The sequence below is a fragment of the Flavobacterium aquidurense genome, from assembly GCF_031458035.1.
In the GTDB taxonomy this organism is placed as follows: Bacteria; Bacteroidota; Bacteroidia; order Flavobacteriales; family Flavobacteriaceae; genus Flavobacterium; species Flavobacterium aquidurense_C.
Genome location: NZ_JAVDXR010000005.1, coordinates 116,466 through 143,089, shown reverse-complemented (window position 1 = coordinate 143,089; position 26,624 = coordinate 116,466). Strand labels below are relative to the sequence as shown.

Below are 26,624 nucleotides of genomic sequence, written 5' to 3'. Positions count from 1 at the left end.
ACAGGATTAAAAAGATTCCATTGTTGGTGCTAACTTTTTTTGGAAATACTAAATATCCGCATTAATCAAACACTATCTCTATCTTATGTAAACATCATTGAAGTACATCCATTTAATCTATAAAGAAAAAGTAATCCTTTAATTCTTAATCTGCAGCAAAAAAAACACAATCAATCAGTACAGATTCACATACTCTGTAAGTCTGCAATAAAAGAGAATCTTGCAATAAAAAAGCTGCCAAAACATTTGCATGTTTTGACAGCTCCAAAAAAAAAAAAAAAATATCAATCTTTATCTCTAGAAAGAGTATGTTGTAGCAATTAATCCGAAGAAAGATCCACCTGTCGGGTTTGCATCGCTATCTAAAAAGATATCTTCAGAAGCTGCATCGTATCTAAACTCTGGAATTATTGTTAGTTTTCCAACTTTGTAATTTAATGAAACAGTATTTGCAAATACATTAGATCCTGTCAATGTTCCTAAACTTGGAGCTGCATCTTTAGCATCGAAATATTCCATTCTGTAAGCTAATAATAATGAAGGATTGAATGAGTAATTAGCATAACCAACTAGTGAAAACCAATCACCATCTAAAGTACTATCAAAGTCGTTTGCAGTTTTAGCATATGTAGCATTAAATCCTAAAGCAAAAGAATCACTTAACGTTTTAGAAGCCACAAGGTCAAATTGTGTTTTATTTTCGTCAGATGCGGGATTTGAACTTCCTGATGTAAAATTCAAATAAGCACTACCTGTTTCTCCAATATATCCTACTTGTCCTATATATGTTTTTTGACTAGATCCTGCATCCATTGCTGATTTAAAATCTGTTGGGTTTGTGATACCAAACATAGCTGTAAACTTTCCTGAAGTATACTGCCCTTTTACCCCAGTATTAAAGAATGGCCCATAAGAGAAGGCATAAGACATACTGTAGTTTTTATTCCCAACAGCATCCAATACCTCATAACCTATATGTGTACCAAAACTACCGGCAACAAGTTTAAATTTCTCTGTAACCTGATAAGTAAAGAATAATTGTTTAATTAAAAATTTCGCATTAATATCTTTATCTGTTGTTTCATTGTATGAAAATTCGCCAGCTCTTTTTCCGAATCCTAAATCTACAAATACAGATGCTTTTCCGAAGGTATGTCCCGCATTAACAGAAGCCATTCCTAATTCAAATGAGTCCTGAGAGTTGGTAAAGCTCGTCAATCCGTTCATTTGTTTTGAAAAATCATATTTATAGTAAGCATCTGCTGATCCTCCCCAAGTTGTTGCCGGTGGTGTTGCAGCATCGGTATCATCTTGGGCAAAAGCAAAAGAACTCGTTAACATCGCGGCTAAAATGTGTAATACTTTTTTCATTTTTAATTGGTTTTAGTTATTAATTGATTCTGGTTAGTTAAATTTTTATATATGTATCTAATACTATAAGTCGCTCTTAAAAACCTCTAATCTCCCCTTAAAACCTCTTCATTTTCATTAGCGAATTTATTAACTTTTGTATGAGTAAAAGAATTGAAATCTATTTTTTTGATGTTTTTAAAGAAGAATTATGGATTACAAAAATTAATTTAACAATAATCGTGATTTGACATTAATACCGATTTATTTTTGAAAATTCCCTAACGCATTTTTGATAAAAATAAGAAAATTTTTAGGGTCAGCAACCAAATAACCCTAACAAACAGTCGAAAAACCAACAATAAAACATGATTTAAAAATAAAACCCCTATAAAAAATAGGGGTAAATAAAATTGATAACTAAAAACAAGATTCGTAACCTAAATTTAAAAAGATATTGAATTCATTTATAAAAAATTTAAAAATTCTTACAAAAATGAATCATCAAAACCACCCTCACAAGCCTTAAACGCTCATTAAAATTTTGAAATCAAAATCAAAAAGTTTTACAATTAAAACCAAAAAAGCCTGCTCAAACTGAGCAGGCTTTTTTAAAGCAAATAACTTATTCTATTCTTGCGTGTTGTATTTTCTAAGAAACTCCCGAACTTTTATTCCGGATTCGTTTAAATCTTCATCCTTCCATCTCCCTTCAGATTTTGCCGATTTTTTAAGAATGGAACAAGTTTCTACTTTATCAGAAACTGACCAGGTAACCCAGCTTAACTTTCGGCTTTCCATCCAATCTATATATTCCTGCCATGCTTTCATATCTAAAGGTCCGTCACCAGTCGCTTCCATTCCCGCAGATTCTGAAATAAATATCGGAATACCTTTATTAATCGCTGCATCCGTTTTATCCCTTAATCCTTTACCATGCGTCGCAGCGTAAAAATGCATGGTATACATTATATTAGAATACCCTTTTATAGGATCAGCAGCCGGAAGATCAACATCCTGATCCCAATGCGGCGAACCAACCAGAATAATATTGTTCGGGTCATTTTTTCGAATTACCTTAATTATCTCTTCAGAGTACGCCTTTACCTCCGGCCAACTTTCATGGTCTGGCTCATTAAACACCTCGTATATTATATTAGGGTATTTAGCATACTTTTTAGACATCTCCGCAAAAAAGACTTTTGCTTCCTTTAGATTAATATTATGACTGTGCCAATCGATAATAACATAAATATTCGATTGTATAGCTCCTTTTATAACAGCTTCGATTTTCTCTTTAGAAAATTGCGGGTTCTTTATATAAGACAAGTCCCCGAGTTCTACCCCCATCGCAGCACGAACAACATTGCAATTAAAATCTTTCTTAAGCCAATGCACTGCTTTTTCATTGTAAAATCGTGGCCATAAACTATGCCAGCCAAAACTCATTCCACGCAGTACAACAGGATTATTATTCTGATCCGTCAACTGCGTTCCCTGAACATGTAATTTTCCATGATGTTTTACAAATTGCGCTTTCGAAATACAACAAACACACAATAATAGAATGGTGAAAATTTTAGCTTGTGATTTCATCTTAATTCAGTTTTATGGAAATAGCCTTAATGTAATGACATCATGCGGAGCAATATCAGCTACAAAATTCTTTTTTGTATTCCCGATATCTTTATTCTTCCAAAGATCTTTAAGTTTGAAAGTTGTTTTGCTGAAATCAGCTTCATAACCAAAATCTGTATCTTTAATCAAGTGTTTCGTCCAGTCAAAATTGATTTTCTTAACCACATCACTTCTGTTTAAAAAAGTTACAGCCCAATTCCCGTCTGATAAAGGTTTTACCCAAACTTCCAATCCATCTTCTGCAGAATATTTAAATCCCTGCACGCCTAATTTATCCTGATTAACCGCTATTAATTCTTTATTGGTTAAAATTGCTAATGTTTCTTTAGACATTTTTCTGAAATCATTTCCTGCAATTAAAGGCGATGCCATCATACACCACATCGCAAAATGCGACTTATCTTCCGTATTTGTCATTCCGTCACCCACTTCCATCATATCAAAATCATTCCAATGATCCGGGCCAGAATATTTACGGATATCTTTTCGCATTTCTACAATTTTCATAAATCCCCATGAAGACCAATTTCCTTCGACATGTTTGAATTCACAGTCAAAACAAGGATAAATATCTCCCGAAATTCTCCAAAGATTCCCAATCGGTTTGCCCCACTCCCACGGCTGATTGTCACCCCATTCACAAAGGCTGAAAACAATTGGTTTCCCGGCAGTTTTAAGTGCATTGCTCATTGTCGCATAAGCTTCTTTAGCTGAAATTCCCTGCGTATTACACCAGTCGTATTTTAAGAAATCGATTCCAAGCTTAGCATAAAATCTCGCATCCTGATATTCGTATCCACGTGTACCCGGATAGCCTGCACAAGTTTGCGTACCCGCACAATTGTACAAACCGAATTTCAAACCTTTACCATGAACATAATCGATAACAGCCTTCATTCCGTTTGGAAATTTAACAGGATCCGGAACTAAATCCCCATCTGCATCACGTTCCTTAGTCATCCAGCCATCGTCAAGTACAATATAGTTATATCCCGCAGCAGCCATTCCCGACGAAACCATAATATCAGCAGTTTCTTTCACTAATTTCTCGTCGATATTGGTTTCAAAGGTATTCCATGAATTCCATCCCATCGGAGGCGTCATTGCCAAACCTTCAAACTTTCCTGATGCTTGCGTATGTGTATTTCCCTGGCTAAAGCCGAAACTTGAAATTCCTAAAACAAATGCTAAAATGATTTTTTTCATTACTAAAAATTTTAAAATATACTATAAAAAGATATTCCCTAATTTTTCAATTAGGGAATATCTGAAAACTAACTCAAAAGCTAAACCAATGATCAAATCTACAACAGAAGTAAAAGCTAAATCGATAGTATTACATCATTTACTGATAATATTTTCACTTTAACAGCTTAAAAAAACACATATAAAAACAAAGCATGTCTAAAATTGAATTATTCGCAACAAAACTGATTTAGTTAATCGCTATTATAAATAAAAATTAGTGAAACTTCGAAAATCAAACGATTTCGTTATAAATAATATTTGTCTATGCTAAAAAAGTATCATTATAATATTCGTTTTAGTCCGGAAAAATCTTCACGATATTGACTTGGTGTACAGTTTTTTATAGCTTTAAAACTACGATTGAAGTTGGCAATATTATTAAAACCAGATCTAAAAGCTACCTCAGAAACACTCATGTCTTTCTCAACCAACCATCTAGCTGCATAACCAATCCTAATATCATTTATATAATTGACAAAAGTTTTTCCGGTACGTTTTTTAATAAACCGGTTAAAAGAAATTATTGACATACTGGCAACATTAGCAGCATCTTCCAAAGTAATTTTCTCAGAAAAATGCTTCTGCACATATTCGTAAACCAATTTCATTTTATCATAATCATCAAACGTATCATAATCAACTGTATAAGTCGAAAGCAAACGCTGATTTCTGGAATTCGCCAAATCATATAATAAGGAAGTAATCTCCAAAAAATAATCCATTCCGTCTAATTTAGAGAGCTTTACGAGTCTTGGCGTTAATTCTTCGGCTACTTTTTTTGAAAATAAAATACCATGAATCGAACGATTAAACATATCCCGGATCGGGTTCATGATTCTTCTGGACAATAAAGATTCATGAAATAAATCATTGTGAAACTGAATCGTAATTTCATGTATTTTTTTACTGGTGCATTTATTTAATTCCCAGCCATGATATAAATTGGGCCCAATCAAAACCAGTTCAACATTGTCAATCTCTTCAATATTGTCACCCACAACGCGCTTCACTCCTTTTCCGTTTAAAATAAAATTGATCTCAAATTCAGGATGATAATGCACCGGAAAATCAAAACTGTCTTTCACCCTGTCAAAAACCAAAAAACTGTCTCCGGCAGAAAGCGGAGCAATTTCTCTATAAAAATTTTTAGTAGTACCCATCTTTAAAAACTGTTTTGCATAACAAATGCCTTTTTTTTATTTGCAATAATATGATATATAATTGATAAAATAATACTAATTATAAGATGAACATCCGATTATCTTTGAAAAAGTCAATTATCAATTTTACAAAAACTATATTAATAATAAACATTAATCATTTTTAATAGTAGTTCTTTTTAAAGTTTTAATAATTTTATATCATAAAATACAGCGAATTACAAATTGAAATTGCTATCAAATTTGTACTTATTGCCAAAACGAAACAATATCCAACTAAGATGAAAAACAACTTAATAATTCTTATAATAACAGTACTTATCGGAACTTCAGGCTTTTCACAAGCTTTTGTCTCCAATACTAATTTGTCACTTTCTGATAAAAAAGCAACAACTGAAACTGTAGCTCTTTATAAAAAACTGAATCAGCTTACCGCAAAAGGGTATCTTTTTGGACATCAGGATGATCTTGCTTACGGTGTAAAATGGAAATATGAAGATGGCCGAAGTGATATAAAAGATGTTACCGGAGATTATCCGGCGGTCTATGGCTGGGACATTGCGGGATTAGAAAACGATAAAGAAAACAATATTGACGGCGTGCCTTTTATTAAAATGAAACAATATATAAAAGACGTTAATAAAAGAGGCGGAATTTCAACCATCAGCTGGCATTTCGATAATCCTGCAACCGGAAAAAATGCCTGGGACAATACGCCAAACGCAGCAAAAACAGTTTTACCCGGCGGCGAAAATCATAAAAAATTCATTTCCTGGTTAGACAAAGCTTCTACCTTCTTTTTATCACTAAAGGATGAAAAAGGAAAAAACATTCCGATTCTTTTCAGACCATATCATGAACTTACCGGAGGCTGGTTTTGGTGGGGAAAAGGAAATTGCACTCCTGAAGAATTTAAAGCTTTATGGAAATTCACTATTGATTATCTTCAGAAAAAAGGCGTTCACAACTTAATTTATGTTTACAACACCAGCAGTTTTAAATCAAAAGAAGATTTTATAGCCAATTATCCAGGCGATAATTATGCCGATATTATAAGTTTTGATTCTTATCAGAATAATGACGACAAAGAAGGCAAAAAATTTATTGAAGAAGTTCAAAATCAATTAAAAGTTGTAAACGAAATCGGCATTGAAAAACACAAATTAATCGCTGTCGCGGAAGCAGGTTACGAAGCAATTCCAGATCCAAAATGGTGGACAGGAACTTTGAACAAAGCGATTGGCGATTATAAAATATCTTATGTTTTGTTGTGGAGAAACCATGGATGGCAGGAAAAAGAACAAAAAATGCATTACTACGCACCATACTCAGGACAAGTAAGCGAAAAAGATTTTGTCGATTTTTATAATCTTGACAAAACGCTATTTGAAAAAGACATCAAGAAAAATTAAAAATTGAGAATTAAAAATTAAAAATCCGCTTAAATCCGCTCAAATCTGCGTGATCTGCGTGCAAAAAAAATTCAACACAATAAAAACGTTAAAATAACTAACCAAATCTCAATTACAAACATTAAAAAATATTCAATGCACGACAAAATTAGTTTAAAAGAAAAAGTAGGTTACGGACTCGGAGATGCTGCATCATCGATGTTCTGGAAAATTTTCAGTATGTACCTGCTCTTTTTCTATACCGACGTTTTCGGATTGGCACCTGCCGTAGTCGGAACCATGTTTTTAATTACGAGAATCTGGGATTCCTGCTTTGATCCAATCGTGGGAATCATCGCAGACAGAACAAAAAGCAAGTGGGGAAAATTCAGACCTTATTTATTATGGGTGGCCGTGCCTTTTGCCGTAATTGGCGTATTGACTTTTTACACACCAGATTTTGATGAGAAAGGAAAAATAATCTACGCCTACGTGACTTATTCAGCAATGATGATGATTTACTCCTTAATCAACGTTCCGTATGCATCACTTTTAGGCGTAATGTCATCTGACCGAAAAGAAAGAACGACTTTATCTTCTTATCGTATGGTTTTTGCTTTTGGAGGAAGTCTTTTGGCGCTTTGGCTAATTGAACCTTTAGTGAATTATTTCGGAGGAAGTTTAAACTCTAAATCAGGCTGGCTGGCAACGATAAGCGTATTCGGAGTTATAACAACTGTTTTTTTCTGGGGATGTTTTTTCTTCACCAAAGAAAGGGTAAAACCAATTTCAGACGAGCAAACGAATTTAAAAGAAGACTTAAAAGATTTATTAAAAAACAAACCATGGTGGATATTGCTTGGTGCCGGAATTGGTGCTTTGGTGTTCAATTCCATTCGTGATGGCGCAGCAGTTTATTACTTTAAATATTATGTAAGCAGTAGTGTAAATTTTGATTTTTCGCTTTTCGGAACAGACTTTCACATGACGCCAACCTCAATTTATTTGGTTTTAGGTCAGGCAGCAAATATCATCGGGGTTATTATTGCAACGCCAATTGCCAATAAGATCGGGAAAAAGAAAACCTTTTTTGGCGCTATGGCTTTAGCAGCGCTTTTGAGTTTGATTTTCTATTTCTTTGGAAAAGAAGATGTTTTCTTAATTATGAGTTTTCAGGTATTAATCAGCATTTGTGCTGGCTGCATTTTCCCTTTAATCTGGTCGATGTATGCTGACAGCGCTGATTATTCGGAGTGGAAACAAGGACGCAGAGCAACAGGATTAGTTTTTTCAGCGTCATCAATGTCACAAAAATTTGGCTGGACCATTGGCGGCGCCGGAACCGGATGGCTTTTAGGATATTATGGTTTTCAGGCAAATGTGGAGCAAACCGCAGTAACTCAAAACGGAATTCAATTAATGTTAAGCATACTTCCGGCTTTGGCTGCATTTATATCGGTCGCTTTTATCATATTCTATCCATTATCCGAAGAAAAACTGCAAACGATAGAACAGGATTTAAACGAAAAAAGAGATCAAACCAATTAATTTTTTACAGATACAGAAATAGAATACTATGACACGAATAATCACATTTCAGGATAGAAAAACGGCATTAGAAAAAGAACATAAAACACTAATCGAGCAAAAAAACGAACCGCAGGATACGATAGGAAACGGTATTTACGATCGTTATAAAAATCCTGTTGTTACCGCAGCACACGCTCCTTTGAACTGGCGTTTTGATTTCAACGAAACAACAAATCCGTTTTTGCAGGAAAGAATCGGAATCAATGCGGCTTTTAATGCAGGTGCCATGAAATGGAATGACAAATACCTTCTTGCTGTTCGTGTGGAAGGAATTGACAGAAAATCATTTTTCGCTATAGCGGAAAGTCCAAACGGAATCGATAATTTTAAGTTTTGGGAAAAACCATGTGTGATTCCACAAACGGAAGAACCTGATACAAACGTTTACGATATGCGTTTGATTAACCATGAAGACGGTTGGATTTACGGTATTTTTTGTACCGAAAGAAAAGATCCTAAAGCACCGAAAGGTGATACAAGTTCGGCTGTAGCCAATGCCGGAATCGTGCGTACCAAAGATTTAGTAAATTGGGAAAGACTTCCTGATTTAATTTCGAACACCGGACAACAGCGTAATGTGGTTTTGCATCCGGAATTCGTAAACGGAAAATATGCTTTGTACACGCGTCCGCAAGATGGTTTTATTGATGTTGGAAGCGGTGGCGGAATTGGTTTAGGTTATGTTGATGACATGACAAATCCGGTTGTAAAAGAGGAAAAAATTATTTTCAGCAAGCAATATCATACCATTTACGAATTGAAAAATGGTCTCGGCCCTGCTCCTATTAAAACCGAAAAAGGCTGGCTGCATTTGGCACACGGCGTTCGTAATACGGCTGCAGGATTACGCTATACGTTGTATATGTTCATGACAGATTTAAATGATATTACAAAAGTGACACACGTTCCGGCGGGTCATTTTATGGGACCTGAAGGCATAGAAAGAGTGGGCGACGTATCGAATGTTTTGTTCTCCAACGGATGGATAGAAGATACTGACGGAACTGTTTATGTGTATTACGCATCATCAGATACCAGAATGCATGTTGCGGTTTCTTCAGTTGCAAAACTGGTTGACTACGTAACTAATGCACCGGCAGATACTTTTATTTCTGCAGGTTCTGTGCAGACGATTATCAAGCAAATTGAAAAAAATAACGCAATATAACTTATCGTGTCAACACAACTAGCGCAACTTAAAACCGAACTATCATCTCAACTTGATTCAATTTTAAACTATTGGAGCAAGAACGCTATTGATTTAAAAACTGATGGTTTTATCGGTCAGATTGATTATCATGAAAATGTGATTGAAAACGCCGAAAAAGGTTCTGTTTTAAACGCCCGAATTTTATGGTCTTATTCAGCGAGTTATCAAATTACCAAAAATGAAGAACATAAAAAATTAGCAGCACGCGCGTTTAAGTTTCTTTCAGAATATTTTTATGACGCCGAATTTGGCGGTTTATTTTGGAGCATCAATACTGATACCACTCCAAAAGATACTAAAAATCAGATTTATGCTTTAGCCTTTGCCATTTATGGATTGTCTGAATATTATGTAATTTCTAAAGATGAAAAAGCGTTGGCAATTGCCATTAATTTATATTTAAAAATACAAAAACACAGTTACGATCCAGTAAACAAGGGCTATCTCGAAGCTTTTACAAGAGACTGGCAGCCTATTGACGATTTGCGTTTGAGCGATAAAGATGCCAACGAGAAAAAAACCATGAACACGCATTTGCATATTGTCGAGGCGTATGCGAATTTATTTAAGGTTTGGAAAGACAAAACGCTTCAAAATGATATCGTTGAATTATTACAAACGATAGAAAAACATTTCATCAATCCTGAAACCGGACATTTACATTTATTTTTTGATGAAAACTGGGTCGAAAAACCTGATGTTATTTCGTATGGCCATGACATTGAAGCCGCCTGGCTTTTATTACAATGCGCCGAAATTTCAGGAAACAAAACGTTGATTGCCAGCTATAAAAAACACGCGATTCAAATGACGGAAGTAACTCAGGAAGGTTTAGATACTGACGGTGGTTTGTGGTACGAATTTGATCCAAAAAAAAAAGAATTAATCGCAGAGAAACACTGGTGGGTTCAAGCCGAGGCTTTGATTGGTTTTTACAATGCCTATCAATTAACTGGCGAGGAAAAGTATTTAGACATAGTTTTTAAAAATTGGGATTTTATAAAAAACCATATTCTGGATACTAAAAATGGCGAATGGTTTTGGGGAGTTTACCGCGATTATTCCTTGATTGAAAAAGACAAAGCCGGTTTCTGGAAATGTCCGTATCATAACAGTCGTGCATGTTTGGAACTTATTAGCCGAATTAAAACATAAAATTAAAAAAAGAATCTCGCAAAGACGCAGAGGCGCAAAGAATTTAAAACTTAGCGACTTGGCGTCTTTGCGAGATTATTAAAAAGTCTTTCCGTCCCGACGCTTCGGGAGCAGTAAATAGCTTCTAAAAAATATAATTATGAAAAATAAATTTCTAAAAACCCTCGGATTAACTTTGATTTTTACTGCTTTGGCTTGTCAGGCGCAGGAAAGAATTACGGTGAAAGGAACGCAATTTTTTAAAGGCGACAAACCTTACTCTTACATTGGAACGAATTATTGGTACGGAAGTTTATTGGCTTCGAAAAAAGTGGGCGACCGAAAAAGATTGCTTCGAGAACTCGATTTGATGCAAAAAAACGGAATCGATAATTTGAGGATTTTGGTGGGTGCCGATGGCGGAAAATACGATTTTACGGTCCGTCCTGCGCTGCAGTACGAGCAGGGAAAATATGACAAAGATTTACTCGACGGATTGGATTTTTTAATCAGTGAAATGAGCAAACGCAAGATGTATGCGGTTTTGTATCTGACCAATAACTGGGAATGGTCTGGCGGAATGTCGCAATATTTGGAGTGGAACGGTAAAGGTCCGATTCCGGTTCCGAATATCGCTCCAAATACATGGCCGCAATTTATGTCGTATACCGCGCAATTTCACAGCTGTGATCCTTGTATGAAAGCTTTGGAAAATCATGTTCGGTTTATTTTGGGAAGAACAAACGCGTATTCTAAAAAGAAATACACGGAGGACAACACGATTATGGCTTGGCAGGTTGGGAATGAGCCGCGAACTTTTACGACTGAAAATGAGACAAAATTTACAGTCTGGCTGAATAATATTGTGGATTTAATTGATAGTTTAGATAAAAATCATTTGGTTTCGACTGGTTCTGAAGGAAAAAACAGCTCGAATGACAGCATGGAAATTTTTGAGAGAACACATCAAAATCCGAAAATCGATTATTTGACGATGCACATCTGGCCTAAAAACTGGAACTGGTTTAAAGCTGAAAATGCCGAAAACACTTTACCAACAACCATTGAAAATGCGGGAAAATATATTGACGATCACGTAAAAGTGGCGAACAATTTAAAACGCCCAATTATCATTGAAGAATTTGGATTGCCAAGAGCAGATGAAAATTTGACAGCAAACTCATCTGTTGCTAACCGTGATAAATTTTACAATTATATTTTTAGCAGAATTGCTGAAAGCGTTAAAAATAATGGTCCGTTGCAGGCGGCTAATTTCTGGGGATTTGGCGGCGAAGGAAAAGCGGTAAACGCAACCGGAAAATGGAGTCCCGGCGATCCTTTAACGACTGATCCTCCGCAGGAACCACAAGGATTAAATTCGGTTTTTGGTACAGATAAATCGACTTTGGAACTTGTGAAGAAATATAATCTTGAATTTAAAAAATAATTCAGATGATGAGACGCACTGCTATGCGCCTCTATGCATAACAAATAAAATTATTTTTAAATGAAACATCTAATCATTGCTTTTTGTCTATTACTTTTCAATATCTCTTTTTCGCAGAAGAAACAGGATTTTATTCTGACTTCACCTGACGGAAAAACTGAAATGAAAATTTTGGTAAATGATAAAATAAGCTGGACGATTTCTCATGAAAAAGAATTGATTTTAGCACCTTCGGCAATGTCTGTGACTTTGGACGAAAATGTTATTTTAGGAAAAAATGCTGTTGTTTTAAATTCGAAAAAAGAAAGTGTTAATGCATCTTTTGAAACACCGTTTTACAAGAAGAAATCGGTTCAAAACAAATACAATCAGCTGACTTTGAATTTTAAAAATGATTTCAGCATTGAATATCGTGCTTTTGATGACGGCGTTGCATACCGTTTTATCACCAAAAAGAAAAAAAATATTACGGTGAAAAATGAAGAAGTTGTGCTGAATTTCGATCAGGATTACAACACTTTGATGCCGTATGTTCGCGATTTAAGAAATCCGAAAGATCCTTTTATTTCATCTTTTGAATCCCATTATGAGAATAAAAAAATAAGCGAATTTGCTAAAGACACTCTGGCTTTCCTTCCTTTTTTAATTGATTATAAAAACCATAAAAAGGCCATTTTCTTAGAAGCGAATGTTGAAGATTATCCGGGATTATTTGTAACGAACAACAGTTCAAAATCTGGTTTTGAGTCTCGTTTTTCCAAATATCCTTTGAAGGAAACCAATGGCGGATTTAATTACCTCAACAAATTAATTACCGAAAGAGCTGATTATTTGGTTAAAACAGAAGGAACCAGAAATTTTCCGTGGAGGATTATTGTAATTTCAGAAAATGATGCTGCATTAGCCAATAATGATATGGTGCAGAAATTATCTGAACCTTCAAAAATCAAAGATGTTTCGTGGATTAAACCTGGAAAAGTAGCCTGGGATTGGTGGAACGACTGGAATATTTACAATGTCGATTTCAAAGCCGGAATTAATACGCAAACTTATAAATATTACATTGATTTTGCCTCAAAAAACAAAGTCGAATATGTGGTTTTGGATGAAGGCTGGAGCGTGGAAACGGATATTATGAAACACAATCCGAATGTGGATTTAGAGGTTTTAATTGCTTACGCGAAAGAACGAAACGTAGGGATTATTTTGTGGAGTTCGTGGATGGCTTTGAATAACAATATTGATGGCGTTTTTGAAAATTATGCCAAACTTGGAATCAAAGGTTTTAAAGTCGATTTTATTGATCGTGATGATGCCAAAATGGTGAATTCGGTTTATGATATTGCACAAAAAGCAGCGAACCATACATTGCTTTTGGATTTTCACGGCATGTACAAACCAACCGGAATTCAGAGAACTTTTCCGAATATCCTAAACTTCGAGGGAGTTAAAGGATTGGAAAATAATAAGTGGACACCAAACGATGATGTTCCGACTTACGATTGCTCGATTCCGTTTATCAGAATGATGGCTGGACCAATGGATTATACGCCTGGCGCGATGCGTAATGCGACTAAAAGCGAATTCAAACCAAGTCATTCAAACCCGATGAGTCAGGGAACAAGATGTCATCAATTGGCGCTTTACACTATTTTTGAAGCACCTTTGCAAATGATGGCCGACAGTCCAAGTGCTTATATGAAGGAACAGGAAAGCACTGATTTTATAGCTAAGATTCCGACCACTTTTGATGAAACTGTGGCTTTAGACGGCGAAGTTGGAAAACATATTGCCATTACCCGCAGAAAAGCAAACATTTGGTATTTAGGCGCCATTACAAATTGGGATTCCAGAGATATTACAATTGATTTTTCTTTCCTCGAAAAAGGCAAAAAATTCCAAGCCGAAATTTTCTCCGATGGATTAAATGCCGACAAAGCCGCAACAGATTATAAAAAGGAAATTATAACCGTTGATTCGACAACGAAATTAAAATATAAATTAGCAAACGGCGGAGGTTTGGCGATGATTATAAAATAAATATTGCGTCACAATATAAACCCGACAGGTTTTTAAAACCTGTCGGGTTTGAATCGTAAACAAAAAATGGACAAATAATTGTCCATTTTTTTATATCATTTTACAAAACACATTTCACAAAATACATTTTACGCTAAAATCTTCTCAATCGCATTCAATTCATCTTGTGTAAAATCAAGACTTTGCAAACATTCAATATTATTATTTAATTGTCTAACAGAACTTGCACCAATTAAAACCGAAGTAATTCGTTTGTCTTTTTGCAGCCAAGCCAAAGCCATTTGTGCCAAAGATTGATTTCTGTTTTGAGCAATTTCATTCAGCTGAATTAATTTCTGAATTCTTTCTACTGTAACTTCATCTTCTTTCAAATGCCCGTTTGGATTATGTGCTCTTGAATTTTCCGGAATTCCGTTTAGATATTTATCCGTTAAAAGCCCTTGTGCCAAAGGCGAAAACGCGATACAGCCCACTCCTTTTTCTTCTAAAACATCTAACAAACCTTCTTCAACCCAACGAACCAACATGGAGTATTTTGCCTGATGAATTAAACAGGGCGTTCCTAGCTGCTTTAAAACATCAACTGCAACTCTCGTCTGCTCTGCAGAATAATTACTGATCCCAACATACAATGCTTTTCCGCTTCTTACAGCATAATCCAAAGCCATCATAGTTTCTTCAATAGGAGTTTCAGGATCAGGACGATGCGAATAGAAAATATCAACATAATCAACCTTCATTCTCTTCAAACTCTGGTCTAAACTAGACAATAAATATTTACGTGAACCCCAGTCTCCGTAAGGTCCATCCCACATTGTATAACCAGCTTTAGTCGAAATGATGATTTCATCGCGAAGGTTTCCCTGAAAATTATGCCACAGGATTTTACCAAAATTAGTCTCCGCAGAGCCCGGAACCGGTCCGTAATTATTAGCCAAATCAAAATGAGTAATTCCTTTATCAAAAGCCTCTACTGCAATACTTTCTGCATTGTCAAAATTATCTACTGACCCAAAGTTGTGCCACAATCCTAAAGAAATTTCAGGTAACAATAACCCGCTTTTTCCGCATCTGTTATATTTCATTATTTTTATTTATGGTTGTATTTTAATAGGTTTTAAAGGTAAAAAACTAACCTGAATATTTTAAAACGAAATAGTACTTAATTTTTGTAAATTTGTTTAAATTATAAAACTATGGAAAATAATTGGCAAAATTTAATTTCGATTAATCCTGACATACGATTTGGTAAACCTGTAATTATTGGAACCCGAATTTGTGTTTCAGACATTCTTTCCTGGTTATCTACTGGAATGTCTTTTGAAGAAATCATCGAAGATTTTCCTGAATTAAAAAAAGAACATATTCTTGCCGCATCAGCATTTACAGTATAAACTCTCGCAGATTTTGCAGATTTAAGAGATAAAAAAATCTGCCTTATCTGCTAAATCTGCGAGAAAAGAAATCGCCACGAATTCACGAATTTATTGTTTAAAAATTCGTGAATTCGTGGCGAAAAAAAACTTAGCAACTTTGCCGAGATTAAAAACTTTGTATCTTAGTGTCTTCGCGGCAAATTACTATTTTATCTCAAAACTACCTTCTAAACCTTTATCAGAGCTTCCTCCTACCAAAATTTTAAAAGTTCCCGGTTCTACTAAATAGTTTCCTTCATTATTATAAAAACCTAACTCCTTCTCCGTTAAAGTAAAAGTTACAGTTTTAGTTTCACCTTTTTTCAGGTTTACCAATTCGAAACCTTTTAATTCTTTAATTGGACGAACGATGCTCGCAAATTCATCATGAATATACAATTGCACCACTTCTTTCCCGTCATAATTTCCTGAATTGGTAACCTCAACACTAACCTGTACATTTTCTCCTTTTGCAAAAGAAGCTTTGTTCACTTTCAGGTTTTTATAATCAAATTTCGTGTAGCTCAATCCAAAACCAAACGGAAACTGAGGTGTTTTCTCCACATCCATATAATGTGACCAAAACACATTTTTATCACTGTCAACCGGTCTTCCGGTGCTGTATTTGTTGTAATAAATTGGCACCTGACCGACATTTCTAGGAAACGACATTGGCAATTTTCCACTCGGATTGTAATCTCCGTATAAAACCTGCGCCACTGCATTTCCGGTTTGAGTTCCCAACTGCCACGCTTCAACAATTGCCGGAACATGTTCAGCAGCCCACGGAATACTCAACGGACGACCATTGTTTAAAACCAGTACAATATTTGGATTCACTTTATAAATTTCTTCCAACAATTCTTGCTGAATACCCGGTAAATTAAGATCCGTTCTGCTGCGTCCTTCCCCACTCTGAAAACCGTATTCTCCTAAAACCATTACTACAACATCAGCATTTTTAGCAGCCGTTTTTGCTGCTTCAAATCCGCTTTTATCAGTTGTATTGAAAACAGTTTCCGTCAAAAAAGTAGCCTTTTGAGAAAGCAAATCTGCCCCTTTTTCAAAAACCAGCTGATTGTCTTTATATTGTTGCAATCCTTCCAAAACTGAAACTGCAGTATTATCATCTGCCGCAATTCTCCAGCTTCCTAATGGACTGTTTTTATCATTTGCCAACGCTCCGATCAAAGCGATTTTTTGTCCGGATTTCTTTAACGGAAGTAAATCTTTATCATTTTTCAACAATACAATCGATTTCTTCGCCATGTCCAAAACACCATCATTGTTGGCTTTATTTCCAACAGTTGCTTTTTCACGCTTTTCGTCACAATATCTGTACGGATCATCAAACAAACCTAATTCAAATTTCACTCGTAAAATTCTTCGAACAGCATCATCAATCACGGATTCTTTTACTTTCCCTTCTTTCACCAAACCAGCCAGTTTCGCTACATACAAATATGATTCCATATCCATGTCAGAACCTGCGATTGCCGCTTTTGCAGTGGCATCAGCTTCATCTTTTGCGTAACCATGCGCGATCATTTCACGAACCGAAGCATAATCCGAAACCACAAAACCATCAAACTTCCATTTTCCTTTCAAAATATCTCTTTGCAAAAATGCATTTCCAGTTGCCGGAACTCCATTCAGCGTATTAAACGAATTCATAAACGTACGAACTCCAGCCTGAACCGCCGCTTCAAAAGGCGGTAAAACCGAATTGTACAATTTCGAATTACTAAGATCTACAATATTATATTCCAAACCAGCCTCAACATAACCGTAAGCAGCGAAGTGTTTGGCACATGCTGCAATCGTATTTACTTTAGCCAAATCAGCAATTGTTTCTCCCTGAAAACCTTTTACTCTCGCAATGGCAACTTTACTTCCTAAATAAGGATCTTCACCCGCACCTTCCATCACACGACCCCAGCGCGCGTCATTGGCAACATCTACATTAGGACCAAAAGTCCAGTTGATTCCAGATGCCGAAGCTTCATCAGCAGCAATCGCCGCCGATTTTTTAATCGCTTCCAAATCCCAGCTCGCGGCTTCTGCCAGCGGAATCGGACTTAAAGTTTTATACCCGTGAATCACATCAAAACCAATGATTAACGGAATTCCTAAACGCGTTTCTTCAACGGCAATTTTCTGCACCGCACGAACTTCTTTCACACCCCGAACCGTCAGCATACTTCCTACCCAGCCTTTTCGCAAATGTTCATATTTCAATTCCGCAGTTCCGCCTTTTGGAGCGGGTCCCGTCACATCCCAAAAACCATTATACTGATTCATTTGCCCCACTTTTTCCTCCAAAGTCATTAACGGCAAAAGCAGATTAATGCGTTCCTCTACAGTTTTATTTTTATCCAGATAAGGCTTATTTTGTGCATTCATATTTCCAACAATAAACAGGGCAAAAACCCCAATAATTAGTACTTTTTTATTTTTCATAGTGTTTTTTTTTAGGGGCTAAGGTTCTAAGGGACTAAGATTCTAAGTTTACAAGAAATGAACACAAAATCTAAAGTCTAAAATCTTTGCTCTTGATTCTTTACTCTATTTTCTATGCTCGAATTCCCTTCACTCCGTAATAAAACAAGAAGCCGGCAAATTCACTTTATTAAACAAATCAGATTGAATTGTATTTCCCCACGCAAATCTCACTTTCAGCGGATTTGGAACTTTCTTACTCGTCAAAATCACCTCATTATTTTTAATCGAAGCTTCTGCCAAATGAAAAACCCCATCGGCTCCGGCCACTTCAAATTGATTCGAAGTTTTATTCTTGAAATACAATCCTTCAGCATAATCAAAAGAAACGATCACTTTATTTTTTTCAATTTTAATCGCTTTAAAAAGTGGTCCGTTTACCAAATTCGAATTGCTTTTATATACTTCGGCTAAAGCTAAATTCGCCAAACGAATCCCAACCGATTTCTTATTTTTTGGATGAATATCAATCGTGTCCGAAATATCGCTTGTCAAAACCATTCCGGTTTTCGGAACTTCATTTAAAATTTTTCGTTGCGAGTTTCTTACCGTAACATTAGAGAAATTATTGCTTCCGGTTTTATAAGGTGCAATCTGAACGAAATAAAAAGGAAATTCGTCCTGCCACGCTTTTCTCCACGAGGTAATCAAAGCCGATAACGTTTTGTCATAAACCAAAGAACCTACATTCGATTCGCCCTGATACCAAAGCGTTCCGGCAATTTTAAATCCAACTAAAGGATAAATCATCGCGTTGTAAGCACGTCCGGGTTGTCTTGGTCCGTATTCCTGTTCGTTGAGTTTTTTGGCATTTTCTAATAAAACAGGGTCGTTTTGAACGACTTCTTCGGGCATCCAGATTTCAGCCGGAGTTCCGCCCCAATTTGAAGAAATTAACCCTATTGGCACATTTTTTAGATCTTCGCGCAAACGTTTGGCAAAAAAATAACCAATGGCGCTAAAATATTTCATGGTTTCCGGAGTCGATTCTGTCCAGTTTCCCAAAAGATTATTTTGAGGTGTAGTAGCCGTTAATTTCGGAACGGTAAAAAAACGAATATTAGGATTTGTGGCATTTTTCATTTCTTCGTCGCCGTTGTCGATTCCCCAGCTTGCCGACATTTCCATATTCGATTGTCCGGAGCAAACCCAAACTTCTCCAATCAGGATATTTTTCAGTATGACTTCATTATATCCCTTTATAGAAATTGTGTAAGGTCCGCCGGCTTCAGGTGTTTTAATATGAAGTTCCCATTGTGCCTGATTGTTCGCTGTAACTTTGTATTCCTGATTGTTCCAGCTTGAAACCAATTTGATTTCTTCTTTTGGATTTCCCCAACCCCAAATTTTCACTTCAGAATTGCGCTGCAACACCATATTGTCGCCAAAAATATTCGGAAGGGAAACATTTGCCATCATAGTACTGGAAATCATCAGAAAGAAAACAAACGTAAATATATTATTTTTCATTTAGCAGTTTTTTTAAAAACGGCGCATATTGATCTGCCATCACTTTCTGATCTGCAACATCTGGATGTCCTAAACAACCTTTTGCAGTCATGGGTTTGAATTTAAAAATCAAGATGGGCATATGACTTTTATCAGACGAAAAAGCTTCTTTGACTTTGTTCAGGCAATCTTCAAAAACCACTGCGTTTTTTCCGTTTACCATCGGGCTATTTGTAATTACAATTTGTGCTTTCGGATTGTGTTCGTAAAGCATTTTTATAAAATTAATGTAATTCGAAACATATTTTTCAGGATTAAAAGGCAAACGTTCTTTTTTACCATCTCCGTTAGAAAAATCATTCGTTCCTAACGCAATACTGATGATTTTTGGCTCAAAAGCAAAATCATATTTAGGTTTCGATTCGTCTTTGGTCAAATACAAATTCTGATAAACATCCGGCATAATCGCGACGTCTTTACCTTCATCATTCCAATTACGATACATTCCGATTCCGGAAACGGAACTTACTAAATAATCAGCATCAATTTCTCTTGCAAGTACTGGTCCGTAAGCATAATAGCTGTTATGATGATCCATATATTCACCTTTATCACAATCAACCGAATCACTTGCTGCCGCGCACGTTATAGAATCTCCTATAAATTCGATTTTCTTTTTCTTTTTTGCCGAAATTGAAGTCAGTTTTGCAGTCGTTCCGGCGAATAAAATTCCACCTGTATGTGCTTCGGTATTTTTATAAACTTCGATATGATGCTCTTTTTTAGGAGTAGCAATTTTTATTGGAAAAGTTTGTGCTGTGCCTTTTTCAATTCTTATTTTCCCAAGATATTTTCCGTCCAAAACTATTGAAACATAATCGTGATGTTGATAAGCATCAACACTTTGCAATGTAATCGAACATTCATTTCCGGTAAAATTGAAAGACACTGAAGAAGCCGTTCCGATTAAGATAACTTTATTGTCCTGCAGTTTTTCAACACGGCCAGCGTACAAAAATGTATTGGTTTTACTTTGAGCATTCGAAACAGCCGAAATCATCAAAAGCAAAATTAAAAGAGGTAATTTTTTGATAAACATAATTTATTTGTTAAAATCTAAATAGTATTCACAAATATATTTGAAATCAACTACACATTAATGTACTAAAACATCAAAAAGCAATAAAAAAACACCACATAAATACATCAAACAGTAAATTTTCATTCTTTATTCCTACAAAACCAATTAAAACCACTTCTTTGCTAACTAAAAACAACCTATCTTTATAGGAAACAACTATACGAAAAATGAAATCAATCTTTTATATATCCATCTTTTCAACAGCTATTCTATGTTCGTGTTTCACTTCAAAAGAAGATCATAAAAGTGAATTAGTCCAAATTCAAAAAACACAAACAGAAATTGACCGTGATTCTATTATTGCCTACGCAAAAAAATATCAGGGAACACCTTATTTATATGCGGGAAATGATCCAAAAAAAGGATTCGACTGTTCTGGTTTTATCAGCTATGTCTTTCATCATTTTAATGTCAGCTTGCCCAGAAGTTCAGGCCAATATAAAGATATAGGAACCAAATTAAATCCTGAGGATTTTAAAGTGGGAGATATTTTAGTTTTTTATGGCTATAAAGACAAAACCGTAATTGGGCATCTCGGAATTATCTGCGAAGCAAACGGAATGCAGTCAAAATTTATTCATGCTTCATCAGGAAAAGTAAACAGCGTCACGATTACTTCCCTTGCTACAGAACATTATACCAAACGATTTTACAAATGTATTGATGTCTTATCAAAATAGTTTTTTCGCCACGAATTTCACAAATTTTCACAAATTAATTTTCCAATCTTGAGTTTAAAAATTCGTGAAAATTCGTGAAATTCGTGGCAACTTTTTTTATACTATTCCTCGGTCAATAATTTCACCAGACTCTCGTCTCTCTGATAAATATCTTTATAAAAATTAAGTTCTCCTTTTCTATCTACCCAAGCAGTAAAATATCCAATATAAACAGGAATTTTCTTTTTTAGGGAAACCCAATTTTCTTTTCCGGCGTGCATTGCTTTGTCAATTCGTTCCGGAGTCCATTTCGGGTCTTGTTTCAAAAGTTCGATTGCTAATTCCCTAGGTTTTTGAACACGGACACATCCATGGCTAAAAGCACGGCTTTCGCTACCAAACAAACTTTTTGAAGGTGTATCATGCAGATAAATATTATTAGAATTTGGGAATAAAAATTTCACTAAACCAAGTGAATTATTTTTCCCCGGAAGCTGTCGAACTGCGCCATTATTCCACTCCAGATTTCGCTGTGCCAGATAATTTTTATTTTTGGCCATTCCGGGTTTGATTTCTTTATTGATGATACTTGTGGGAACATTCCAATACGGACTAAAGACGATATTATTCATCATTCCACTGAAAATAACAGTTTTAGTCATTGCTTTTCCAACAACAACAGCGGAGGTCAAAGCAATTTCATGATCGCGAATCAAATACAATTTAAATTCCGGGATATTAACTTCAATATATTCTTTGCCTTTTTCTAATTCAGGATCAATCCAGCGACAGCGCTCCATGTTAGCGATAATGGTTTTGATTCTCTCTGAAACAGGAACATTCAATTCGTCGATATGTTCTTTTAAAATTATACTTTTCGGAGTAAATCCATGATGCACTTCGAAGTTCTTCATTGTTCCAATCAAAACCGAATCACATACATTACTTTTATTATTTTCTTTTAAATCTCCGCTAATGTAAAGTCGTTCCCTGATTTGCCCAATAGCAGCAACAGAATCCCCTATTTTAAAATTTTTAAAATCCTCACCAACTTCAATTGTTTTCCAGCCACCTTTTTTTTCAATTTCTCTGTATTGATGAAGGGCATCACGAAGTTTATAATATTGGCTGAACATTTTGCTCTTTTTGTCATCGCTTATCGTAGCTTTTTTATAAATCGAGTCTGAAAATACCTGATAGTTTACCTTTTTTCGAGGTAAAAGCCATTCTAATGACCTTGTTGTTTTTTCATCAACTCCAGAAACTTTTAGTGCGTAATAGATATACAAATTGGTGATCATCAAGTCTGTATCCACTTTTGATAATTTATTTTCAGAAGTATTTTCAAAAAGAGGATTAATCTTTTCATTATAAGGAAAATTGGCCTTCAAACCTTCTTGCTCTAATCCTTTATATTTATTAAATAATGTATGGCCAAACTCTACAATGCCTTTATTATCCAGCCACAATTGAGTTGAGTTTTTCTTTTTGTACAAGGCTAAAGCTCCTTTTTGAAATTTAGCCAATTTAGGATATGCTTCATAAAATTTAGAAATTTCAACACTATCAATTGTAATTTTAAGCTCCGGTACTACTTTCACTGTAGTTTTCTGTAACTCTTCTTCTTTTTTTTCTGATTTGGAGTTGCATGAAAAAACCAGAAACAGAACGACAACAGCGACAATCGGGGACAAAATTTTCATAAAAATATTTTTAATAAAAATAAAAAAGTTTTGGTGAAAAAAAACCGTTTGTAAAAAAATTAATACAGCCTTTACAAACATAAAATTTCAATACAATCCAAATTCAAAAAAGAACATAAAAAAAACTCCAAATACATTACATATTTGAAGTTTTCCCCTTTATAATCAACCTTTATTTAGATTACCGTTCCTTTGAGGGTAAGAATTTTTGGAGTTGTTTCAGCATTTGTTGTTACTGTTACTGTTTTTGTAAAAGCTCCTTTGTTTGCTGCATTATATGTTGCTGTGATTTTTCCCATTTTACCAGGTAAAATTGGTTCTTTTGTATAATCTGTAGCAGTACATCCGCAAGATCCCTGAACATTTGTAATTACAATAGCAGTTTTTCCTGTATTTTTAAATTCATATACAATTGCTTTTGGTGTTCCTTGCGGAATTTCACCTACATCAACAGTTTCAGTTTTCCAGGCAATTGTTGAAGCTGTAGCCTCAATTTTAGAAGCAAGAACTTTTACAGGAACAATTGCTGAAAAAGACATTAGACCTAAAGCTAAAGCCAATATCGAGATTTTAATAATTTTCATAGTTATTATATTTAATGGTTTATAGTTCGAATTTCTATTTCAAAAGTACCTCAGACAAAATCAAATCGCTGTTAACCGGTTTCAAATCTTTGTTAACGACTTGTTAATCGCTATTTTTAACTATAATTTTCATTAATATTACATTCTAAAAAAGACTCTTTTCTTGAAAATAAATAAACTCAATAGTATTATCCTCTTAGGATTGATCGCCATTATCAGCATATTGGTGGCACAATTGCTTTGGACCAAAGAGGCTTTTACTTTAGAACAAAAAAAACTGAGTCAGAAAGCCAATATCGCTTTACTTGAAGTTGCCAGAAAATTATACAATGGAAAAGACCATGAGCCATCTTGTCAAAATCCTGTTCGAAAAATTTCTAACGATTATTATATCGTAAACATCGAAAATGCTTTTGAACCTGATATTTTAGAATTTTATCTGAGGTCAGAATTCAAGAAAATGCATATTACAACTGATTTTGAATATGCGGTCTACAATTGTCAAAGTGATGAAATGGTTTATGGAAAGTACATTTCATCTTCTGAAAAAGGAAAAGATAAAAAAGCAGTTTCTTTCCCAAAACACAAAGATTTGGTTTACTATTTTGCGGTTCGTTTTCCTAATGAAACGACTTACTTATTCAGTTCGATGCGTTTTTGGTTTATCCTTTCCATTGCTTTGATTCTAATTTTATTGATTTATGTGTATTCGATTTTTACGCTTTTACAGCAAAAGAAATATTCTGAATTACAACGCGATTTTATCAATAATATGACGCATGAATTCAAAACGCCGTTGTCTTCAATTTTAATTGCTTCGAAATATTTAATTGAACAAAATCCGATTAAAGAAGATAAAAAACTGCATACTTATACCGACATTATTATCAATCAAAGTAATAAACTGAACAATCATATTGAGAAGATTCTAAACATTTCTAAAGCTGATTATGCGCCTTTAGAACTAAAAAAAGAAACTGTTTTAATTGTTCCGATTATTGAAGAAACGATTGAAAATATTCAGATGAAATACCCTGACGCCAAAATCCAAATCGAAACACTTTCAAGAGATTATCAAATCGAAACAGATGTTTTTCATTTTAACAATCTGGTTTATAATCTGCTTGACAATGCTGTAAAATATTGCAATGAAAAACCTGATATTAATATTCAAATCGCCTTAGAAAACCAAATTTTAAAAGTGGCTTTTATTGATAACGGAATCGGAATTTCTCCTAAAAATATTCCTTTTATCTTTGATAAATTTTATCGCGCCCAAAACGAAAAAAGTAACGAAGTAAATGGTTTCGGACTTGGTTTGTATTATGTAAAAGAGATTTGCAACCTTCAAAACTGGAAAATAAAAGCCGAAAATAATTCTGAAAAAGGCATCACTATAACCTTGTCAATTCCTTATAAAAAATGAAACAATTCAAAATACTTTATACCGAAGATGATGAAACTTTAGCGTTTTTGACCAAAGATAATCTGGAGCAGAATAATTATGAAGTTATTCATTGCCCTGACGGACAACTTGGTTTGGAAACCTTCAAAAAAGAAAATTTTGACATTTGCATTTTCGATATTATGATGCCGAAAATGGATGGTTTTGAATTGGCAACTGAAATCAGAAAAACCAATACTGATATCCCGATTATATTTCTTTCAGCAAAAACGCTAAAAGAAGACCGCATAAAAGGATTGCGATTGGGTGCTGATGATTATTTGGTAAAGCCTTTTAGCATCGAAGAATTGCTTTTGAAAATCGAGATTTTTTTAAAGCGTTCGCAGAAAAATATTCCGATAGAAAAAGCAGTTTACGAAATCGGAAAATATCATTTTGACACCAAAAACTTCATTCTATTTAATGAAAATGAAAAAATCGGCCTGACGCAGCGCGAAGCCGAATTATTGAAATTATTTCTTGATAATAAAAATTCGGTTTTAAAAAGAGAACAAATTTTAACCTCACTTTGGGGAACTGATGATTATTTTATGGGAAGAAGTCTGGATGTTTTTATTTCGCGACTGCGTAAAATCCTGGCAAATGAAAACGGTATTTCGATAGAAAATCTGCACGGAATTGGATTTCGGTTTACAATGTAAATAATTGACTTTAATTGTTTTAAAAATTTTGTATTTTTAATATCTAATTTTCCCCGATATGAAATTACATCATTTACGTAACGCCACATTAGTTATTGAAACTGATCAACAAGTGATTTTAGTTGATCCGATGTTAGGAAAAAGAAAAACGATTCCGCCATTCACCATCTTTCGTTATAAACCACATAGAAATCCGAGGGTTTCTTTGCCTAAAAACAGCAGGGAAATTTTGAGCAAGGTGACGCACTGCCTCATTACACATTTGCATCCCGATCATATTGACAAAGCCGGAGAGGTCTTTTTAAGACGTAAAAGCATTCCGGTCATCTGTAGTGTTCAAATTGAAAAAGAACTTACGAAAAGAGGCTTAAACATCACTCAAACTTTAAATTATTGGGAACCTCAACCATTTCTAGGCGGAAAAATCACAGGAATTCCAGCTATTCACGGTTATGGTTTTATAGCAAAATTGATGGGCGATGTGATGGGTTTTCATCTCGAATTACCAAATGAAAAATCAATTTATATAAGTTCTGATACTATTTTTACAGCACATGTTCAAAAAGTTTTGGTTGAACTTAAACCTGATATTGCAACTGTCGCCTGCGGAACTGCAAGACTTGATATTGGTCAGCCATTACTAATGCGAATGAATGATATTTTGAAGTTTACGGCATTGGCACCCGGAAAAGTTTTCGCCAATCATTTAGAAGCTTTGAATCATTGTCCGACTACAAGAGAACAATTAAAAAATGCTTTATCTGAAAATGACTTGTTATCTAAAACGGCGGTTCCTGCGGATGGTACTTTTGTGGAGTATTGATTTTATTCCTTTGAACTTCTTTGCACAATTTTCCAAT

Annotated in this window: 21 protein-coding genes; 11 read left to right on the top strand and 10 right to left on the bottom strand. The window is 34.8% G+C overall.

Annotation, left to right across the window (positions count from 1 at the left end):
* Positions 1-297: 297 nt before the first annotated feature.
* The 4 genes from J2X17_RS09880 to J2X17_RS09865 form a co-directional block, all read right to left on the bottom strand.
* Complete coding sequence (locus J2X17_RS09880) at positions 298-1,371, bottom strand: outer membrane beta-barrel protein (protein ID WP_310297069.1); 1,074 nt, start codon at positions 1,369-1,371, stop codon at positions 298-300.
* Positions 1,372-1,980: 609 nt separating this feature from the next.
* Entirely contained in the window at positions 1,981-2,946 is a 966-nt protein-coding gene (locus J2X17_RS09875) for a glycoside hydrolase family 5 protein (RefSeq protein ID WP_310297066.1), read from the bottom strand.
* Positions 2,947-2,958: 12 nt separating this feature from the next.
* Positions 2,959-4,194 carry a glycoside hydrolase family 27 protein gene (locus J2X17_RS09870; protein WP_310297063.1) on the bottom strand — a complete coding sequence of 412 codons (1,236 nt, stop codon included), beginning with the start codon at positions 4,192-4,194 and terminating at the stop codon, positions 2,959-2,961.
* Between the two features lie 323 nt (positions 4,195-4,517).
* Positions 4,518-5,396, bottom strand: a complete 879-nt coding sequence (locus J2X17_RS09865; RefSeq protein WP_310297059.1) for an AraC family transcriptional regulator — start codon at positions 5,394-5,396, stop codon at positions 4,518-4,520.
* A gap of 281 nt (positions 5,397-5,677) precedes the next feature.
* On the opposite strand from J2X17_RS09865, the gene J2X17_RS09860 reads away from it, so the two are divergent.
* The 6 genes from J2X17_RS09860 (at position 5,678) to J2X17_RS09835 (ending at position 14,208) form a co-directional block, all read left to right on the top strand.
* Positions 5,678-6,808, top strand: coding sequence for a glycoside hydrolase family 26 protein (locus J2X17_RS09860; RefSeq protein WP_310297056.1), 1,131 nt, complete (start codon positions 5,678-5,680; stop codon positions 6,806-6,808).
* Between the two features lie 135 nt (positions 6,809-6,943).
* Complete coding sequence (locus tag J2X17_RS09855) at positions 6,944-8,335, top strand: MFS transporter (protein WP_310297053.1); 1,392 nt, start codon at positions 6,944-6,946, stop codon at positions 8,333-8,335.
* Positions 8,336-8,363: 28 nt separating this feature from the next.
* The gene (locus J2X17_RS09850; protein ID WP_310297050.1) at positions 8,364-9,545 is read left to right on the top strand and encodes a glycoside hydrolase family 130 protein; all 1,182 of its coding nucleotides are present in this window, start codon (positions 8,364-8,366) and stop codon (positions 9,543-9,545) included.
* A gap of 6 nt (positions 9,546-9,551) precedes the next feature.
* Positions 9,552-10,742: an AGE family epimerase/isomerase gene (locus tag J2X17_RS09845; RefSeq protein WP_310297047.1), complete on the top strand. Its 1,191-nt coding sequence runs from the start codon at positions 9,552-9,554 to the stop codon at positions 10,740-10,742.
* A gap of 139 nt (positions 10,743-10,881) precedes the next feature.
* The gene (locus J2X17_RS09840) at positions 10,882-12,168 is read left to right on the top strand and encodes a glycoside hydrolase 5 family protein (RefSeq protein ID WP_310297044.1); all 1,287 of its coding nucleotides are present in this window, start codon (positions 10,882-10,884) and stop codon (positions 12,166-12,168) included.
* 60 nt (positions 12,169-12,228) lie between these two features.
* Entirely contained in the window at positions 12,229-14,208 is a 1,980-nt protein-coding gene (locus J2X17_RS09835) for a glycoside hydrolase family 97 protein (protein ID WP_310297041.1), read from the top strand.
* A gap of 128 nt (positions 14,209-14,336) precedes the next feature.
* Here the strand turns inward: J2X17_RS09835 and J2X17_RS09830 are convergent, their stop codons facing one another.
* Positions 14,337-15,293, bottom strand: a complete 957-nt coding sequence (locus tag J2X17_RS09830) for an aldo/keto reductase (RefSeq protein WP_310297038.1) — start codon at positions 15,291-15,293, stop codon at positions 14,337-14,339.
* A gap of 111 nt (positions 15,294-15,404) precedes the next feature.
* Here J2X17_RS09830 and J2X17_RS09825 point away from each other — a divergent pair, with 111 nt between their 5' ends.
* Entirely contained in the window at positions 15,405-15,602 is a 198-nt protein-coding gene (locus tag J2X17_RS09825; protein WP_310297035.1) for a DUF433 domain-containing protein, read from the top strand.
* A gap of 186 nt (positions 15,603-15,788) precedes the next feature.
* Here the strand turns inward: J2X17_RS09825 and bglX are convergent, their stop codons facing one another.
* The 3 genes from bglX to J2X17_RS09810 form a co-directional block, all read right to left on the bottom strand.
* Complete coding sequence (gene bglX, locus J2X17_RS09820) at positions 15,789-18,083, bottom strand: beta-glucosidase BglX (RefSeq protein WP_310297030.1); 2,295 nt, start codon at positions 18,081-18,083, stop codon at positions 15,789-15,791.
* Between the two features lie 129 nt (positions 18,084-18,212).
* Positions 18,213-19,592: a sialate O-acetylesterase gene (locus tag J2X17_RS09815; protein WP_310297027.1), complete on the bottom strand. Its 1,380-nt coding sequence runs from the start codon at positions 19,590-19,592 to the stop codon at positions 18,213-18,215.
* Positions 19,582-20,670, bottom strand: a complete 1,089-nt coding sequence (locus J2X17_RS09810; RefSeq protein WP_310297024.1) for an SGNH/GDSL hydrolase family protein — start codon at positions 20,668-20,670, stop codon at positions 19,582-19,584. Before J2X17_RS09810 ends, J2X17_RS09815 begins: the two co-directional genes overlap by 11 nt.
* 209 nt (positions 20,671-20,879) lie before the next feature.
* On the opposite strand from J2X17_RS09810, the gene J2X17_RS09805 reads away from it, so the two are divergent.
* Entirely contained in the window at positions 20,880-21,392 is a 513-nt protein-coding gene (locus tag J2X17_RS09805; protein WP_310297021.1) for a C40 family peptidase, read from the top strand.
* 101 nt (positions 21,393-21,493) lie between these two features.
* On the opposite strand, the gene J2X17_RS09800 is transcribed toward J2X17_RS09805, so the two are convergent.
* Positions 21,494-23,074: a L,D-transpeptidase family protein gene (locus tag J2X17_RS09800; protein ID WP_310297019.1), complete on the bottom strand. Its 1,581-nt coding sequence runs from the start codon at positions 23,072-23,074 to the stop codon at positions 21,494-21,496.
* A gap of 176 nt (positions 23,075-23,250) precedes the next feature.
* Positions 23,251-23,658: a DUF1573 domain-containing protein gene (locus tag J2X17_RS09795; protein ID WP_310297017.1), complete on the bottom strand. Its 408-nt coding sequence runs from the start codon at positions 23,656-23,658 to the stop codon at positions 23,251-23,253.
* A gap of 163 nt (positions 23,659-23,821) precedes the next feature.
* Between J2X17_RS09795 and J2X17_RS09790 the strand changes: the two genes are divergently transcribed.
* Genes J2X17_RS09790 through J2X17_RS09780 form a run of 3 tightly spaced genes read left to right on the top strand, consistent with a single transcriptional unit; the run spans position 23,822 to position 26,587 of the window.
* A complete protein-coding gene (locus J2X17_RS09790) occupies positions 23,822-25,084 on the top strand; it encodes a sensor histidine kinase (RefSeq protein ID WP_310297014.1) in 1,263 nt (420 codons plus the stop codon).
* Positions 25,081-25,764 (top strand): response regulator transcription factor, encoded by a 684-nt coding sequence (locus tag J2X17_RS09785; RefSeq protein WP_310297012.1) that lies wholly within the window; start codon positions 25,081-25,083, stop codon positions 25,762-25,764. The genes J2X17_RS09790 and J2X17_RS09785 overlap by 4 nt, the downstream gene beginning before the upstream one ends.
* 58 nt (positions 25,765-25,822) lie before the next feature.
* The gene (locus J2X17_RS09780; protein WP_310297008.1) at positions 25,823-26,587 is read left to right on the top strand and encodes an MBL fold metallo-hydrolase; all 765 of its coding nucleotides are present in this window, start codon (positions 25,823-25,825) and stop codon (positions 26,585-26,587) included.
* The last annotated feature ends 37 nt before the right edge of the window (positions 26,588-26,624 follow it).

Coding starts and splice junctions, on each gene's coding strand:
- J2X17_RS09850 (WP_310297050.1), top strand. CDS start 8,364: ATGACACGAATAATCACATTTCAGGATAGAAAAACGGCATTAGAAAAA.
- J2X17_RS09855 (WP_310297053.1), top strand. CDS start 6,944: ATGCACGACAAAATTAGTTTAAAAGAAAAAGTAGGTTACGGACTCGGA.
- J2X17_RS09875 (WP_310297066.1), bottom strand. CDS start 2,946: ATGAAATCACAAGCTAAAATTTTCACCATTCTATTATTGTGTGTTTGT.
- J2X17_RS09840 (WP_310297044.1), top strand. CDS start 10,882: ATGAAAAATAAATTTCTAAAAACCCTCGGATTAACTTTGATTTTTACT.
- bglX (WP_310297030.1), bottom strand. CDS start 18,083: ATGAAAAATAAAAAAGTACTAATTATTGGGGTTTTTGCCCTGTTTATT.
- J2X17_RS09805 (WP_310297021.1), top strand. CDS start 20,880: ATGAAATCAATCTTTTATATATCCATCTTTTCAACAGCTATTCTATGT.
- J2X17_RS09800 (WP_310297019.1), bottom strand. CDS start 23,074: ATGAAAATTTTGTCCCCGATTGTCGCTGTTGTCGTTCTGTTTCTGGTT.
- J2X17_RS09880 (WP_310297069.1), bottom strand. CDS start 1,371: ATGAAAAAAGTATTACACATTTTAGCCGCGATGTTAACGAGTTCTTTT.
- J2X17_RS09870 (WP_310297063.1), bottom strand. CDS start 4,194: ATGAAAAAAATCATTTTAGCATTTGTTTTAGGAATTTCAAGTTTCGGC.
- J2X17_RS09825 (WP_310297035.1), top strand. CDS start 15,405: ATGGAAAATAATTGGCAAAATTTAATTTCGATTAATCCTGACATACGA.
- J2X17_RS09785 (WP_310297012.1), top strand. CDS start 25,081: ATGAAACAATTCAAAATACTTTATACCGAAGATGATGAAACTTTAGCG.
- J2X17_RS09795 (WP_310297017.1), bottom strand. CDS start 23,658: ATGAAAATTATTAAAATCTCGATATTGGCTTTAGCTTTAGGTCTAATG.
- J2X17_RS09780 (WP_310297008.1), top strand. CDS start 25,823: ATGAAATTACATCATTTACGTAACGCCACATTAGTTATTGAAACTGAT.
- J2X17_RS09815 (WP_310297027.1), bottom strand. CDS start 19,592: ATGAAAAATAATATATTTACGTTTGTTTTCTTTCTGATGATTTCCAGT.
- J2X17_RS09810 (WP_310297024.1), bottom strand. CDS start 20,670: ATGTTTATCAAAAAATTACCTCTTTTAATTTTGCTTTTGATGATTTCG.
- J2X17_RS09830 (WP_310297038.1), bottom strand. CDS start 15,293: ATGAAATATAACAGATGCGGAAAAAGCGGGTTATTGTTACCTGAAATT.
- J2X17_RS09860 (WP_310297056.1), top strand. CDS start 5,678: ATGAAAAACAACTTAATAATTCTTATAATAACAGTACTTATCGGAACT.
- J2X17_RS09865 (WP_310297059.1), bottom strand. CDS start 5,396: ATGGGTACTACTAAAAATTTTTATAGAGAAATTGCTCCGCTTTCTGCC.
- J2X17_RS09835 (WP_310297041.1), top strand. CDS start 12,229: ATGAAACATCTAATCATTGCTTTTTGTCTATTACTTTTCAATATCTCT.